Raw genomic sequence first — 15,707 nt, forward strand, 5'->3', positions numbered from 1 at the left:
CGCACCCCACGCCGTGTCAGGTGGGCGTACCGTCACCAGTTGTGAGCCCACTGCGCATCGCGACCTTCAACCTGCTGCACGGCCAGCCGCTGGCCGCCGACGGCAGCCCGCTCCCCTACCCCACCGAGGCCGCCGAGCCGCTGCACGAGGCGATCGCCGCCCTGGACGCCGACGTGCTGGCGCTCCAGGAGGTGGACCGGCACCAGCAGCGGTCCGGGCTGGCCGACCAGACGGCGGTGGCGGCCAAGGCGATGGACGCGGCCGACTGGCGGTTCGCCGCCGCGCTGCACGGACGCCCGGCCCCGGTGGCCGGCTGGCTGCGCGATCCCGAACCCGACGGCCTGCGGGTCTACGGCCCGCAGGACCTGGGCGCCGCCGCCGACCGCCCCTCCTACGGCACCGCCCTGCTCAGCCGGCTCCCGGTGCGGCACTGGCGGGCCCGGCGGTTCGCGCCGGCGCCGTTCGGCCTGCCGCTGCGGGTGGCCGGCCGGCGCGGGCTGACGCCGGTGCCGGACGAGCCGCGGGCCGCGCTGGCCGCGGTCCTGGCGGGCGAGCAGGGCGAGTTCACCGTGGTGGCCACCCACCTGTCCTTCGTGCCCGGCTGGAACATGGCCCAGCTGGCCGGGATCCGCCGCTGGATCGCCGACCTGCCCCGGCCCTACCTGGTGCTGGGGGACTTCAACCTGGTCGGGCCGGTGCCGCGGACCGTGCTCGGCTCGGCCACCGCGCTGGACCGGGCCCCGGCCTCGCCGCGCCGGATCCGCGAGCTGCGCGCGGCCCGGCACGCCCGCGGGGCGCTGCCCGGCGGGCGGCGGCGCGGGCGCGAGGTGGGCCCGCGACTGCAGGGCTGGCACGACCTGGCCCGCACCCCCACCTACCCCTCGCACCGGCCGGCCGTGCAGTTCGACCACGTGCTGGCGGTGGGCGTGCCGCGCACCGCCGTGGGCCTGGTGGCCGCCCCCCGGGTCGGGGTCAGCGACCACCGGCCGCTGCTGGTGGAGGTCGAGCTGTAGATCAGCGGGACCGGGCTACTGGTGCGCCAGCCGGACGTTCTGGTGCGGCAGTTGCGTCTCGCCGGGCACGGCCGGCCGGTACTCGAGCAGCAGCATCGCCGCGTCGTCCCCCAGTTGGCGGCCGACGTGGCGCACCACGTCCTCGTGCAGGCGGTCCAGCACCTCCACCGGGCTGCCCGCGGCGCAGCCGGGCAGCCGCTCGGCCAGCGGGTAGAACCGGCCGGCCCGGTCGCGGGCCTCGATCACCCCGTCGGTGAAGAGCAGCACCCGGTCGCCCGGCTCGAACGGCACCCGCTGCACCGGCGGCGCCACCAGCTCCGGGTCCAGCACCCCGATCGGCGGCACCGTGTCGGCCAGCTCCAGCGCCCGCACCTGCCCGTCCGCGCGCAGCAGCAGCGGGGCCGGGTGGCCGCAGTTGACGATCTCCGCGGCGCCGTCCGGCGCGACCCCGATCAGCACCAGGGTGACGAACTCCTCCTCCACCCCGGGGTGGTCGTTCTCGTGCAGCGCGCGGTCCAGGCTGACGGCCAGCCAGCCGGCCACCCGGTCCAGGGCCGGCTCCTGGTGGGCCGCCTCCCGGAAGGCGCCCAGCACGACGGCGGCCGTCTCCACCGCGTTGAGCCCCTTGCCGCGCACGTCGCCGACCACGGCGCGCACCCCGTGCCGGGTGTTGACCACCTCGTACAGGTCGCCGCCGATCCGGGCGTGCGCGGCGGCGGCCGCGTAGTGCACGGCGGCCCGCACGCTGCCCACCCGGTCCGGGACCGAGCGCAGCAGCACCCGCCGGGCGATCTCGGCCACCAGCTGGGCGTCGGCCAGCGCCTGGTCCTGACGGACCCGCAGGGTGGCGCTGACCCAGCTGATCGCGGTGACCAGCGCGATGGCCAGGACGGTGGCGCTGTGCACCGAGTCGCCCAGCACGCCGTTGTAGGTGGCCATCGCGAAGGCCGCCCCCTCGGCCAGCAGGCCGGTCAGGATCGGGTACCAGACCCGGCGGCTGACGATCGCGGCCAGCGCCGGTACCGCGGTCAGCGCCGGCTCGACCGTCACTTCGAGGGTGGACAGGTAGTCCAGGCAGATCACCAGCGCCATGCCGACGAACGGCAGCGTCAGCGCCGTCCTGGGCCAGGTGCCCGACGGGCGGGCGGCGGCGGGGCCCGGACCGGCGAGCCGGTGGGCCGGGATCCGGTTCCATGTCGCGATCAACTTCCCCATCGCGCTCAACTCAGGTCTCTCCAGCAGAAGGCGCCCGCGCCGACGGCAGCTGGGGCGATGACTGAGGGTGATGATCGGGGGCCTTCCGGTGGCCCGGCAGACGCGGGTGACCGGTTACCGACCCCACAATAGGGGCGAAACGTGCACTCTGCATCGGTTTCGCGCGACCGTGTGACGGGTTGGATGCTCTCTGTGACCTCTTAGTCACTCTTCCCGATCAGGAGCGTTTCCAACGCGTTCCGGTCAGGAAGTCCTACCGGTCTTTCGACCCGCCCGCTGCGGATGTGGCAGAACGCCGCAGTGACCTGCTCCAGCTCCAGCCCGAGCTGCTCGGCCCAGGCCAGCCGGTAGACCGCCAGCTGCAGCGGGTCGGCCCGCTCCTCGTGGCCGGTCTTCCAGTCCACCACCTCGAAGCGTGACCCTGACAGGCCGTCACCGAGCCGGTAGACCGCGTCGATCCGGCCGCGCACCACCCGGCCCGCCAGCACCACCTGAACCGGCGCCTCCACCCGGTACGGGCGCCGGTGGGCGTACGGGCCGCGCAGGAAGGCCTGCTTGAGCTGCTCCAGGTCGTGCTCGTCGGCGATGTCCTCGACCTCGTCCAGGCCGGGCAGCGCCTCCGGCTCCAGCAGCGGCAGCGGCGCGTACTGGGCCTGGATCCAGGCGTGGAAGCGGGTGCCCCGGCGGGCCGCGGGCTGCGGCGGGCGGGGCAGCGGGCGGGCCAGCTCCTTGGCGAAGCCGTCCGGGTCGGCGGCCAGCCGCATCAGCTGGGTGGCCGACAGCGCGGGCGGCAGCGGTACCTCGCGCACCCCGCCGCGGGCCCGGGCCAGCTCGCCCAGCAGCGCGCTCAGGTCGCGGTCCCAGGAGTCCACCAGCCGCTGCTCCTCGGGGACCAGCTGCTCGGGCGCGGGGGCCGGCCGGCCCGCCAGCCGCTCGCGCACCACCTCGGCCACCCGCTGCCGGGCCAGCCGGGCGGCCGGGTCCAGCGGCAGCGGCCACGGGGTGTCGGCCGCCTGGCGCAGCGCCGGGTTCTCGGCGCCGGCCACCGGCGGCTCGGCCCAGTGCTCGACCTCGCCCGCGCCGGGCCGCTCGGCGTGCCCGCGCAGCGCCTCCAGGTACTCGGAGGGGCCGCGCACGGTGGACTGGGTCGGGCCCCACCAGTGCCCCGAGGCGAGCAGCCGGGTGCGCGGGCGGGTCACCGCCACGTAGCCCAGGCGCAGCTCCTCGGTCGCGGCCTGCTCCCGCAGCGCCGTCCGGAAGGCGGCCAGGCCCTTGGCGTTCCAGGCCGGCACCTCGGGCAGGGTGGCCGCGTCGCCGCGCAGCGGGTACGGCAGCACCGGGCGGCGGCTGGTCCACCGCTCGCGCGAGCGGTTGCTCGGGAAGGCGCCCTTGACCAGGCCGGGCAGCGCCACCACGTCCCACTCCAGCCCCTTGGCCTTGTGCGCGGTGAGCACCTTCACGGTGTCCTCCCCGCCCGGCAGGCTGGAGTCCAGGCCGCGGTCGTACTCCTCGGCGGCCCTCAGGAAGGACAGGAACGCGGACAGGCCCGGGTCGCCGTCCAGGTCGGCGAACCGGGCCGCGATGTCCAGGAAGGCCTGCAGGCTCTCCCGGCGCCGGGCGGCCAGCGCCTGCGGGGAGGCGGCCAGCTCGATCTCCAGGCCGGTGACCGCCAGCACCCGGTGCAGCACCTCCAGCAGCGGCTCGGCCAGCACCCGGCGCAGCTCGCGGATCTCCCGGGCGCAGTGCGCGAACCTGGTCCGGGCCTCGGGCGAGAACGGCAGCGTGTCGGGCTGCTCGGACTCCAGGAAGGTCTCCAGCGCGTCGCTGAGCGAGACCACCTCGGTCGGATCGGCCTGCGCGACCGCCGCGGCCAGCGGATCGCTCTCGGCCGTCCCCGCGGTGCGCACCAGCTCGGCCGCCCGGCGGCCGAGCAGCGCCAGGTCGCGCGGGCCGATCCGCCAGCGCGGGCCGACCAGCAGCCGCACCAGGGAGGCGTTGGCGGTCGGGTCCTGCAGCACCTCGCAGACGGCCACCAGGTCGGCCACCTCGGGCAGCTGCAGCAGGCCGCCGAGCCCGACCACCTCGACCGGGATCCGGCGGGCCACCAGTGCGGCGTGGATGTCGGGGAAGGTGGCCGCGCCCCGGCAGAGCACCGCGATCGCCCCCGGCCGGGTGCCGGTGGCCACCAGGTGGGCGATCGAGTCGGCCAGCCAGTCCACCTCCTCGGCGTGCGTGGGCAGCAGGGCGACCCGGACCAGGCCGTCCAGTTCCGCCCCCGGGGCCGGGCGCAGCGCCTCGACGCCCTGGTGCAGCGCGCGCAGCGGGGCGGCCAGCCCGTTGGCGAAGGCGAGCAGCCGGCCGCCGCTGCGCCGGTTCTCGCTCAGCGCGTAGCGGGCCGCGGGGCCGGCGTCGGCCTTCGGGAAGTGGTGCGGGAACTCGTCCAGGTTGGCCACCGAGGCGCCGCGCCAGCCGTAGATCGCCTGGCACGGGTCGCCGACCGCGGTGACCGGGTGGCCGCCGGACTCCGGGCCGCCGAACAGGCCGGCCAGCAGCAGCCGCTGGGCCACCGAGGTGTCCTGGTACTCGTCCAGCAGCACCACCCGGTACTGCTCGCGCAGCAGCCGGCCCACCTCCGGGCGCTCCAGGGCCAGCCGGGCCGAGGCGGCTATCTGGTCGCCGAAGTCCATCAGGCCGCCCGCCTGCTTGCGGCGGCGGTACTCCTCGACCAGGGTGAGCAGCTCCTGGCGGCCCCGGGCGGCCTCCGGGACCTCGCGCAGCTCCTGGTTGGTCAGCTTGGCGACGGCCAGCTCGTCCAGCAGCTCGGTGTCGAAGGCGCGCAGCCGGGCGGGCGGGACCAGGTGCTCGGAGAGCTCGGCGTCCAGCGCGGTCAGCTCGGCGACCAGGGCGGTGAACCGGTCCTTGAGGTGCGGGAAGGGGCCGCGGGCGGAGCGCAGCACCTTGGCGGCGAGCTGGAACCGGGTGGCGTCGGCGAGCAGGCGCACGTCCGGCTCGATGCCGATCCGCAGGCCGTGCTCCTTGAGCAGACGGCCGGCGAAGGCGTGGTACGTGGAGATCTCCGGCTCGCCCGGGTCGAACCCGCCGTGTCCGCCCGGCTCGGAGCCCTCGCGCAGGCCGGCCCGGGCCAGCGCGGTGCGCACCCGCTCGGCCAGCTCGGCGGCCGCCTTGTTGGTGAAGGTCAGGCCCAGCACCTGCTCGGGGGCCACCTGGCCGGAGCCGACCAGCCAGACCACCCGGGCGGCCATCACCGTGGTCTTGCCCGAGCCGGCGCCCGCCACGATCACCGCCGGCTCCAGCGGCGCCCCGATCGCCGCGAGCTGCTCGGGGTTGAAGGGGATGCCGAGCAGTTCCTTGAGCTGTTCGGGGTGGCTGAGCATCGGACCACGGTAACCGCAGGCGCGGACAGCGCGCCTACTCCACCAGCTGGCGGCCGTCCCGCTGGGCCGAGCAGCTGCGCTTGAAGGAGCAGGTGCCGCAGGCCTCGCCGGTGCTGGGGGCGAAGCGCTCGGCCAGCACCCGGCCGGCCGCGTCGGCGAGCAGGTTCTCGATCCACGGCTCGCCCTCGGGCGGCGGCTGGTGCTGCACCTTCGGGGCCTCCGCAAGCTTCTTGTCCTCGAACCGCAGCTGCACCAGCTCGGCCCCGCCCAGCGGCGGGCGCTCGTTCAGCAGCGGGTCCAGCGCGCCCTCACGGACCGCCAGCTGATAGACCGCCAGCTGCTTGTGCTCGGGCAGCGACTTGTCGGTCGGGGCCCGCTTGCCGGTCTTGAAGTCCACCACGTAGGCCCGCCCGAGTGCGTCCTGCTCGACCCGGTCCATCACGCCGCGGATCCGCACCGAGACCTCGCCGACCGGCAGGGTCAGGTCGAAGTCGTGCTCGGTGGCCAGCACCGTGCGCCCGCGCTCCAGCACGTGCCAGTGCAGGAACCGCTCCAGCGCCGCCCGGGCCTGGCCCTTCTCCTGGTCCGACTTCCACGGCGCGTCGAAGGCCAGCGCGTCCCAGACCGTGTCCAGCCGCTCCAGCAGCACCGCGAGGTCGGCCGGGCTGCGGCCCGAACCCACCTCGTCGGCCAGCGCGTGCAGCACGTTGCCGAAGCCCTGGGCCCCGGAGGTGGCGGTCTGCGCCTTGACCTCCTTGCTCAGGAACCACTGCAGCGAGCAGGCGTCCAACTGCTCCAGGCCGCTGCCGGACAACTGCACCGGGCGGTCCGGCTCGCGCAGCGGGACCGGGTTGCTGGTCGGCTCGGCCATCCCCCACCAGCGGTCGGGGTGGGCCAGCGGGACCAGCGGGACGCCGCCGGCGTCGGCCGCGCCGGCCAGCTGCGCGAGGCGCTCGGCGGCGGTGCGGCGCAGCCCGGGCGAGCGGGTCGGGTCGACGGTGACCGCGCGCAGCTCGGCGACCAGGGCGGCGACCGAGAGCGGGCGGCGCGGGCGCTGGGTCACGTCGGCGACGGTGGCCGGCGGGGTGCGGCGCAGCACCTTGCCGGTCCTGGGGTCGAGCTCCTCGCGGTAGAGCTCGCGCAGGAACCGGGAGGGCTCGTCGCCGTCCTCGGCGGCGGCCTTGACCGCCGTCACCACCAGGCGCTCCTTGGCCCGGGTCGCGGCCACGTAGAAGAGCCGGCGCTCCTCGGCGAGCAGGGCGGCGGGGGTGAGGGGTTCGGCCAGGCCGTCCCGGCCGATCCGGTCGGCCTCCAGCAGTGAGCCGCGGCGGCGCAGGTCGGGCCACAGGCCCTGCTGCACCCCTGCCACCACCACCAGGTGCCACTCCAGGCCCTTGGCGCGGTGGGCGGTCATCAGGCGCACCGCCTCCTGGCGGGCGGTGCGCACGGTGAGGGTGTCGGCGGCGATGTCCTGGGCGGCCAGCTCGGCGAGCAGGTCGAGGGCGCCGCGGTGGCCGGTGACCTGCTCCTCGGCGCGGGCGGCGGTGTCGAACAGGGCGCACAGGGCGTCGAGGTCGCGGTCGGCGTTGCGGCCCACCGCGCCGCCGCGCAGGGCGGCCCGCTCCAGGCGCTCGCGCCAGCGGGGGCTGCCGTCCCAGAGCTGCCAGAGGGCCTCCTCGGCGGTGCCGCCGCCGATCAGCAGGTCGCGGACCTTGCGGAGCAGGACACCGAGGTCGCGGGCGCGGCGGGCGGGGGCGCTGTCGAGGGTCACCAGGCGCTCGGGGTGGGCGAGCGCCTCCCGGATGAGCTCCTGTGCCGGGCGCACGACGGCGTGAGTGCGCCCTCGCTGCGCTGCCTGCCCCTGTTCCCGGGCCGCGACGGGAGCCTCCCCGGCCTCCCCGGGCTCCCCGGCCTCCTCGGGTTCCCGGGGCTCCCCCGCCCGCTCGCGCAGGGCGGCGCGCTCCTCCTCGCGCAGGGCGCGGCCCAGGCGGCGCAGGGCGGCGCCGTCGAGGGCGGCCAGCGGGCCCGTCAGCAGGGTTTCGGCCAGTTCGGGGGTCAGCGGGTCGTCCTCGGACGCCGGTCCGGTCGCCTTCTCCCGCGCGGCCCCCTCCGCACACACCCGCAGCGCCAGGAGCAGCGGCACCACGGCCGGTTCCTCGCGCAGCGGCGCGTCGTCGCCGTCGATCTCCAGCGGTACCCCCGCCGCGCTGAGCGCCCGCCGGACCCCGGGGATCGCCCGGGCCCCGGCGCGGACCAGCACCGCCATCTCGCCCCACGGCACCCCGTCCTCCAGGTGCGCGCGGCGCAGCAGGTCGGCGACCGTCTCCAGCTCGGCGCCCGGGGTGGGGAAGGTGAGCACCTCCAGCCGCCCGGGTCCGCCCTCGCGGCCCGGCAGCAGCGCCCGGTGCTGGGCCAGCTTGTCGGCGGGCAGCCGGCCCATCGGCAGCCGCCCGGCCAGCTCCCGGGAGGCCGCCAGCAGCACCGGCGCGGCCCGGCGGCAGACCCGCAGCACCTTCACCTCGGCCGGCCGCCCGTCCCGGCGCGGGAACTGCTGCGGGAAGTCGAGGATGCCGTTGACGTCCGCGCCGCGGAAGGCGTAGATCGACTGGTCCGGGTCGCCGACCGCGACCAGCGTCCGCCCGCCCCCGGCCAGCTGCCGCAGCAGCCGCACCTGGGCCGGATCCGTGTCCTGGTACTCGTCCACGAAGACCGCGTCGTACCGCCCGGCCAGGTCGCTGTCGGGCCGCTCGGCCAGCAGCACCGCGCGGTGCACCAGCTCCGCGTAGTCCAGCACCCCGCGCGCGTCCAGCACGTCCAGGTAGTCGGCCAGGAAGTGCGCCGCCGCCGACCAGTCCGGCCGCTGCACCCGCTCGGCGAACCGGGCCAGCTCTGTTTCGTCCAGGCCCAGCTCGCGGCTGCGGGCCAGCACCGCGCGCACCTCGTCGGCGAAGCCGCGGGTGGTCAGGCAGGCCCGCAGGTCCAGCGGCCAGCCGATCCGGCCCGGGGCCCCGCCCGCCGCGTCCTCGGCGTCGCCGGCCAGCAGCTCACGGACCATCACGTCCTGCTCCGGACCGGAGAGCAGCCGCAGCGGCTCGGCGTACCGCTCGGGCTCCTGGTGGGCCCGCAGCAGCGCGTAGCAGAACGAGTGGAAGGTGGTGGCCTGCGGCGCGGCCGCCAGCCGGACCGCGAGCCGGTCGCGCAGCTCCATCGCGGCCTTGCGGCTGAAGGTGAGGACCAGGATCCGCTCCGGATCGGTGCCCGCCTCGACCCGCCGGGCCACCGCCTCCACCAGCGTGGTGGTCTTCCCGGTGCCGGGGCCCGCGAGCACCAGCAGCGGACCGTCCGCGTGCTCGGCCACCGCCTGCTGGTAGGGGTCCAGCACCGGCGGGGCGGGCGTCGCGAGCGGGCTGCGCACCAAGCGGTAAGGGGCGGCCACGGGCGTCCTCGGGTCAGGAATCGAAGACCCTACAGCCTACGAGACCGCGCGGGGTGCTCCGGTCAGCGCCCGTCCCAGCGGGCCTGGCGCAGGTCCAGCCGCCACTGCTCGCCGCGCTCGCGCAGCGGGGTGCCCTCGACCCGGTAGGCGGCCAGCGCCCGCTGCTCGTGCCCGGGCAGCAGGGCGCCGTCCGCGCGCACCACCCGCCACCAGGCCACCGCCCCGCCGTACAGCGCCATCACCCGGCCCACCTGGCGCGGGCCGCCCTGACCGAGGAACTCGGCCACGTCCCCGTACGTCATGACCCGGCCGGGCGGGATACGGTCGACCACATCGAGCACCGACTCGGCGAACGGGGGCAGGTCTGCGGCCGGGCGAGCGCCCGCGCGGTTGTCCGTCACCCGGGCATTCTTGCCCATCCGGGCCGGCCGGCGATCTCCTGCGGGGTATTCGCCGCGCCCGGCCCGGCCCCTGTCCGGCGGCGGGGTGTCCGGCATGCCACCATCTTCCAGGCGGTGAGTGGTGATACGAGGACAAGACCAGATGACCGGGACGGGTGACGTGGACGTGGACCAGGGCTCCGACGAGTCCACCCCCGCACACTCAGCGGCCGGTCCGGGCGGGGAGCCGAAGATCTCGCTCCGCAAGCAGCAGCCGCCGCAGCCGGACCCGGACCCCGTTCCCGGCCCCGCCGCCGAGCCCGCACCCGGCTCCGCCGGCGAACCCGCACCCGAGCCCGCACCGGCCGCCGAGTCCGCGTCCGAGTCCGCACCCGCACCCGCGCCGGCCGCTGCGGTCGTGGACGACCACCACCTCTCGGTGGACGAGCCGCTGCTCGCCGCCCGGGCCCACCGCCCCTCCGACCTGATCCGCTTCGTGATCGGCCTGCTCGGCATCGTCTCGCTCTTCGTGATCGCCAACATCGCCACCTCCACCACCAGCGGCATCGAGAAGGACATCCACGCCAACATCCGCCACGTCACCCCCTGGCTCTCCACCCTGGGCAGCCTGCTCTCCGGGGTGGCGGTGCTCGGCGTGCCGGTGGCCTTCGCCGTGGAGCGGCTGATCAAGCGCGACGGCCTGCGGGTGGCCGACGGCGTGCTCGCCTCGGTGCTGGCCTACGGGGTCTCGCTGGCGGTGGACTGGTGGGTCGCCGAGGGCGCCACCGAATCGATCCGCACCGCCTTCACCCAGCTGCCCGCGGGCAGCAGCTCGATCACCGAACCGGTGCACGGCTACCTGGCGCCGGTGATCGCCTTCATGACCGCGGTCGGCATGCACAGCCGGCCGCGCTGGCGGGTCGCGCTCTGGGTGGTGGTGCTGCTCAGCGGGGCCACCGAGCTGATCAGCGGAAACACCACGCCGCTCGCGCTGCTGCTGACCCTGCTGATCGGCTGGTCGGTCGCCTACGGGACGCTCTACGCCATCGGCTCGCCCAACATCCGGCCCACCGGACAGCACCTGATGCTGGGCCTGCGCCGGGTCGGGTTCACCCCGCGCACCGGCTACCGGGCCCCGGACGCCCCCGGCGGTACCCGGCGCTACTTCGTCCAGCAGCAGGACGGCCCGGCGCTGGACGTGCACATCATCGACCGCGAGCAGCAGGCCTCCGGCTTCTTCTACCGGGCCTGGCGGCGGCTGCGGCTGCGTTCGGTGGCGGTGCGGCGCAGCCCGCAGTCGCTGCGCCAGGCACTGGAGCAGGAGGCGCTGATCGCCTACGCGGCCACCGCCGCCGGGGCCAGCGCGCCGCAGCTGGTGGCCACCTCGGAGCTGGGGCCGGACGCCGCGATCCTGGTCTACCAGAAGATCGAGGGCCACACCCTGGACGAACTGGCGGACGACCAGGTCACCGACGAGGTGATGGCCTCGTTCTGGGAGTCGGTCGGGGCGCTGCACGGACGCCGGATCGCCCACCGCCGGCTCACCGGCGAATCGCTGCTGGTGGTGGACGAGAAGCACGGCGCGCTGGTCAACCTGTCCGGCGGCGACATCGCCTCCGGCGACCTGACGCTGCGCATCGACGTGGCCCAGCTGCTCACCACCTTCGCGCTGCGGGTCGGCCCGGAGCGGGCGGTGGCCACCGCCAACCGGGTGCTCGGCGCGGACAAGGTGGCGGCCGCGCTGCCGCTGCTGCAGCCGGTCGGGATGAGCCGGCAGACCCGGGCCGACCTGGCCAAGCAGGTCAAGGAGCGCAAGGCGGCCGCGCAGGCGCTGGCGTTGGAGCAGGTGGCGGCCGGCGAGCTGACCCAGGCCCAGGCCGAGGAGGACATCGCGACGGCCGGCGAGGACCTGCTCACCCGGATCCGGGCGCAGATCCTGCAGATCGCCCCCGAGGCGCCGGAGGCACCGGCCAGGCTGGAGCGGCTCAAGCCGAAGACGCTGATCACCTGGATCGCCCTGGCCTTCGCCGCCTACCTGGCGGTGACCACGATCCAACCCGGCCAGCTCAAGCTCTCGCACATGAACTGGGGCTGGACGGCGGTCGCGGTCACCGCGGCCACGCTCAGCTACGTGGCCGCCGCGATGAGCCTGACCGGCTTCGTGCCCGAGCGGCTGCCGTTCGGGCGCACGGTGGCGGCCCAGGTGGCCGGCTCCTTCGTGAAGCTGGTCGCGCCGGCCGCGATCGGCGGCATGGCGCTGAACACCCGTTACCTGCAGAAGTCCGGCGTGCGGCCCGGGCAGGCGGTGGCCAGCGTGGGCGCCTCGCAGCTGGCGGGCCTGGGCGGGCACCTGCTGCTGCTCTTCGCCTTCGGCCTGATCACCGGCAGCCAGAACGGCGGCGAGGTGGGCAACCAGCGCGCGGTGATCATCGGGGTGCTGACCGCGGCGGTGCTCTCGCTGGTGATCGCCGCGGTCGGCCCGCTGCGCCGGTTCGTGGTGAACCGGGTCCGCTCGCTCTTCTTCGGCGTGGTGCCGCGGATGCTGGACCTGATGCAGCGGCCGAGCAAGCTGCTCTCCGGCTTCGGCGGCATCCTGCTGCTGACCCTGGCCTTCACCGCCTGCCTGGACGCCTCGCTGCGCGCCTTCGGCGGCTCGATGAGCTTCCCGGCCGTCGCGGTGATCTTCCTGACCGCCAACGCGGCCGGCTCGGCGGTGCCGACCCCGGGCGGGATCGGCGCGGTCGAGGTGGCCATCATCACCGCCCTGGGCTTTGCCGGGCTGCCGGCCGCCACCGCGACCTCGGCGGTCTTCCTGTACCGGGTGCTGACCTTCTGGCTGCCGGTGCTGCCGGGCTGGATCGCCTACAGCGTCCTGCAGCGCCGCGGCAGCCTCTGACCGGGCGGGACAGACCGAGCAGGACAACGGGGTCGGCCCCCACTCCCGACGAGAGTGGGGGCCGACCCCGTCACGCAGCTGCGGTGACTAGTACACCGGCTTCTCGGGCTCGATCTGGTGGACCCAGCCGATCACGCCGCTGCCCAGGTGGACCGAGTTGGCGAACCCGGCCGCCTTGAGCACGGCCAGCACCTCGGCCGAGCGGACACCGGTCTTGCAGTGCACCACGATCTTCTTGTCCTGGGGCATCCGCTCCAGCGCACTGCCCATCAGGAACTCGTTCTTCGGGATCAGCACGGCGCCCGGGATGCTGACGATCTCGTACTCGTTCTGCTCGCGGACGTCGATCAGCAGGATGTCCTCGTGGTTGTCCTGCATCTCCTTGAGCTGCTTGGGCGTGATGGTCGAACCGAGGGCCGCCTCCTGGGCCTCCTCGGAGACCACGCCGCAGAACGCCTCGTAGTCGATCAGCTCGGTGACCGTCGGGTTCTTGCCGCAGACCGCGCAGTCGGGGTCCTTGCGGACCTTGACCTGACGGTAGTTCATCTCCAGGGCGTCGTAGATCATCAGCCGGCCGACCAGCGGCTCGCCGACCCCGGCCAGCAGCTTGATCGCCTCGGTGACCTGGATCGAGCCGATCGAGGCGCAGAGCACCCCGAGCACGCCGCCCTCGGCGCAGGAGGGGACCATGCCCGGCGGCGGCGCCTCCGGGTAGAGGCAGCGGTAGCACGGGCCGTGCTCGGCCCAGAAGACGCTGGCCTGGCCGTCGAACCGGTAGATCGAACCCCACACGTACGGCTTGCCGAGCAGCACCGCGGCGTCGTTCACCAGGTACCGGGTGGCGAAGTTGTCCGTCCCGTCGACGATCAGGTCGTAGCCGGAGAAGATCTCCATCACGTTGTCGTTGTCGAGCCGCTCGTCGTGCAGGATCACGTTGACGTACGGGTTGATCTCCTTGACCGAGTCGCGCGCGGACTCGCCCTTGGAGCGGCCGATGTCGGACTGCCCGTGGATGATCTGGCGCTGCAGGTTGGACTCGTCGACGGTGTCGAACTCGACGATGCCCAGCGTGCCGACACCAGCCGCAGCCAGGTACATCAGTGCCGGGGAACCGAGGCCGCCGGCGCCCACACAGAGCACCTTGGCGTTCTTCAGCCGCTTCTGCCCGGCCATCCCGACGTCCGGGATGATCAGGTGGCGGGAGTACCGGCGGACCTCGTCTACGGTGAGCTCGTCAGCCGGCTCGACCAGGGGTGGCAGCGACACAGGGACTCCGATGGTCGTCAAACGGTGGTGTCTACGGCCAACAGTGTCATGCCGGCCCGTTATTCCGAGACAGCATGTCCGAAGAGCGAGACGGGTACCACCGGATGGTGGGACCGGGCGGGGCCGCCCGAGGCCGGCCCGACGCCGGCTCAGACCCGGCAGGCCGTCTCCAGCCAGACGTCCCCGAACGACTCCTCCAACGGGGTGCCGGCCCGCCAGCCCAGCCGCTCCCGCGCGGTGCGGACGTCCGCCTGGCGCCACGGGACCGGCTCCACCGGCGGCAGCGGCGCGAGGGTCGCGACCGCGCGCGAGCCCGGCTCGGCCACGGCCTGCGCGGGGACCAGCGCGGGCGGGCGCAGTTCCTCGGTCAGCGAGCCCTCGAAGCCGGAGACGCGCACCAGCAGGTCGGCCGCCTCCCGGGCCCGCACCGCGTGCCCGGTGCCGATGTTGATCACACCGGTGGCGGCCGAGACCGCGGCGGCGCAGACCGCCCGGGCCACGTCCCGCACGTCCACGAAGTCCCGGAACGCGGACAGGTCCGGCATCCGGACCTGCGGCTCCTGCTGCTCGATCGCCCGGCGCAGCCCCTCGGCCAGCCGACCGAAGAGCGAGGCGGCCGGCGCCCCGGGGCCGACCACGTCGAAGGCGCGCAGCACCGCCGCGTCCAGCCCGGAGCCCAGCACCAGCTCGGTACCGGCCAGCTTGGACACCCCGTACGGACCGACCGGGCGCGGCTCGCTGGACTCCGCCACCGGTGTCCCGAACGGGACCGGGCCGTACTCGGCGGCCGAGGCCAGGTGCACCAGCCGGGCCGGCTCGCGGCTGCGCCGGATCGCCTCGCAGACGGTGGCCACCGCGATCGCGTTGGCCCGCACCAGGGCCCGCGGGGTGCCGTAGGTGGCGCCGGCGCAGTTGATCACCACGTGCGGCGCCACCGCGTCCAGGAACCGGGCCAGCGCGCCCGGGCTCCCGGCCGCCAGATCGAACCGGATGTCGGCCGCGTCCCGCCGGCCCAGCACGGTGACCTGCAGGTCGCGGTCCTGCAGCAACCGGTCGGCGACCCGGCGGCCGATGTACCCGCCGGCCCCCAGCAACAGCACCCTCATCGGGCGTCCTTCCACGAGATGACTGAAGAGAACGGACCGACCACCCGTCAGCAGGAGCGCGGGCGGGTGGCTGCTCAGCGGTGCGCAACGGGCTCGCTGACGACCAGCCAGCTGTACGGCAGCACCACCGCCGCCGCGAGCGCGGCGGCCAGCGCGGTGAGCGGACCGGGGCCGGCCAACCAGGCCGGCAGCCCGCCCAGTGCGCGCAGCCCCACCAGCAGTGCGCCCAGCCCGGCCGCGCCCAGCAGCCCGAGCGGCCCCGCCGGCCGGGCCCCGCACCGGCGCAGCACGGCGGCGCCGGCCAGCAGCAGCCCGACCGCCGCCTGCCCGGCCCACTGGGCGGGGCAGGCCTGCTGCACCGCGGCCTGCAACAGGCCGCCGGTGGCCGGGCCCGGGCGCGGCGCCAGCGCGGTGAGCACGGCGAGCGCGGCGAAGCTGGTGGCAGCGAGCACGGCCAACTGCAGACCGAGCGCCACCGGCAGCACCGGGCGCATCCGGGCCCGGAACTCCGCGACGGTGGCCGCCGAGCGCAGCTGCGCCTGCCCGGCGTGCCGGACCCAGCGGGCCGACCAGTCGGCCGGGGCCGCGGCCGCCCAGGCCGCCACCGCCAGCGCGGCGGGCACCCGGACCGCGCCCGGACCGCCGGCCGGCCCCAGCACTGTGACCAGCGGCAGCAGCACCACGCCCAGCAGGCCGAGCAGCCGGCCCGCCCGGTAGCGCCGACCCGGTCCGGCCGGCGCCCGTTGGCCGCCGGGCGCGGTCGCACCCGACTCGTCGGGCCGCCGGGGCACCCGGGCGAACAGCTCCTCGGCCAACGCGAACACGTCCGCGTGGCGGTAGCGCCCTGCGGTGGCGGCGGCCACCCCGGCCTCCTCCAGTCCGGCCGCGATCTCCAGCGGGTGGGTGGCCCGCTCGCACAGCTCCCGGTGAGCCGCCATCAGCTCCCGCACCGGATCGGCCACCGGGTGCGGCGGGCCTGCCGGAACGGGCGGGGTGGGCG

Annotated in this window: 9 protein-coding genes; 2 read left to right on the forward strand and 7 right to left on the reverse strand. The window is 75.5% G+C overall.

Annotated elements, in window-relative coordinates:
* Window positions 1–41: 41 nt before the first annotated feature.
* Window positions 42–1,013 carry an endonuclease/exonuclease/phosphatase family protein gene (locus C7C46_RS30760; RefSeq protein WP_110673211.1) on the forward strand — a complete coding sequence of 324 codons (972 nt, stop codon included), beginning with the start codon at window positions 42–44 and terminating at the stop codon, window positions 1,011–1,013.
* A 15-nt stretch (window positions 1,014–1,028) separates the two neighbouring features.
* On the opposite strand, the gene C7C46_RS30765 is transcribed toward C7C46_RS30760, so the two are convergent.
* The 4 genes from C7C46_RS30765 to C7C46_RS30780 all read right to left on the reverse strand — a co-directional run bounded on the left by C7C46_RS30765 (window position 1,029) and on the right by C7C46_RS30780 (window position 9,478).
* Entirely contained in the window at window positions 1,029–2,228 is a 1,200-nt protein-coding gene (locus C7C46_RS30765) for a PP2C family protein-serine/threonine phosphatase (protein WP_110673212.1), read from the reverse strand.
* A gap of 200 nt (window positions 2,229–2,428) precedes the next feature.
* Window positions 2,429–5,623, reverse strand: a complete 3,195-nt coding sequence (locus C7C46_RS30770; RefSeq protein WP_110673213.1) for an ATP-dependent helicase — start codon at window positions 5,621–5,623, stop codon at window positions 2,429–2,431.
* Window positions 5,624–5,657: 34 nt separating this feature from the next.
* Window positions 5,658–9,059: an ATP-dependent helicase gene (locus C7C46_RS30775; RefSeq protein ID WP_110673214.1), complete on the reverse strand. Its 3,402-nt coding sequence runs from the start codon at window positions 9,057–9,059 to the stop codon at window positions 5,658–5,660.
* A gap of 62 nt (window positions 9,060–9,121) precedes the next feature.
* Window positions 9,122–9,478, reverse strand: a complete 357-nt coding sequence (locus tag C7C46_RS30780; RefSeq protein WP_110673215.1) for an MGMT family protein — start codon at window positions 9,476–9,478, stop codon at window positions 9,122–9,124.
* Between the two features lie 124 nt (window positions 9,479–9,602).
* Here C7C46_RS30780 and C7C46_RS30785 point away from each other — a divergent pair, with 124 nt between their 5' ends.
* Window positions 9,603–12,335: a lysylphosphatidylglycerol synthase transmembrane domain-containing protein gene (locus C7C46_RS30785; RefSeq protein WP_110673216.1), complete on the forward strand. Its 2,733-nt coding sequence runs from the start codon at window positions 9,603–9,605 to the stop codon at window positions 12,333–12,335.
* Between the two features lie 87 nt (window positions 12,336–12,422).
* Here C7C46_RS30785 and moeZ read toward each other — a convergent pair whose 3' ends face one another.
* The 3 genes from moeZ to C7C46_RS34495 form a co-directional block, all read right to left on the reverse strand.
* The gene (moeZ, locus tag C7C46_RS30790; RefSeq protein ID WP_110673217.1) at window positions 12,423–13,601 is read right to left on the reverse strand and encodes an adenylyltransferase/sulfurtransferase MoeZ; all 1,179 of its coding nucleotides are present in this window, start codon (window positions 13,599–13,601) and stop codon (window positions 12,423–12,425) included.
* 149 nt (window positions 13,602–13,750) lie between these two features.
* On the reverse strand, window positions 13,751–14,707 hold the full coding sequence (locus tag C7C46_RS30795) for an NAD-dependent epimerase/dehydratase family protein (RefSeq protein WP_110673218.1): 957 nt from the start codon (window positions 14,705–14,707) through the stop codon (window positions 13,751–13,753).
* A 74-nt stretch (window positions 14,708–14,781) separates the two neighbouring features.
* The coding region (locus tag C7C46_RS34495) for a hypothetical protein (RefSeq protein WP_220040720.1) at window positions 14,782–15,707 on the reverse strand (926 nt) is incomplete at its 5' end.

Origin of the sequence: Streptomyces tateyamensis, from assembly GCF_003205575.1 — a bacterium.
Taxonomy (GTDB): Bacteria; Actinomycetota; Actinomycetes; order Streptomycetales; family Streptomycetaceae; genus Kitasatospora; species Kitasatospora tateyamensis.

What these genes read in the sequence shown, in the direction of transcription:
- C7C46_RS30785 (WP_110673216.1), top strand. Translation starts at nt 9,603, where the DNA reads ATGACCGGGACGGGTGACGTGGACGTGGACCAGGGCTCCGACGAGTCC.
- C7C46_RS30770 (WP_110673213.1), bottom strand. Translation starts at nt 5,623, where the DNA reads ATGCTCAGCCACCCCGAACAGCTCAAGGAACTGCTCGGCATCCCCTTC.
- C7C46_RS30795 (WP_110673218.1), bottom strand. Translation starts at nt 14,707, where the DNA reads ATGAGGGTGCTGTTGCTGGGGGCCGGCGGGTACATCGGCCGCCGGGTC.
- C7C46_RS30780 (WP_110673215.1), bottom strand. Translation starts at nt 9,478, where the DNA reads ATGGGCAAGAATGCCCGGGTGACGGACAACCGCGCGGGCGCTCGCCCG.
- C7C46_RS30765 (WP_110673212.1), bottom strand. Translation starts at nt 2,228, where the DNA reads ATGGGGAAGTTGATCGCGACATGGAACCGGATCCCGGCCCACCGGCTC.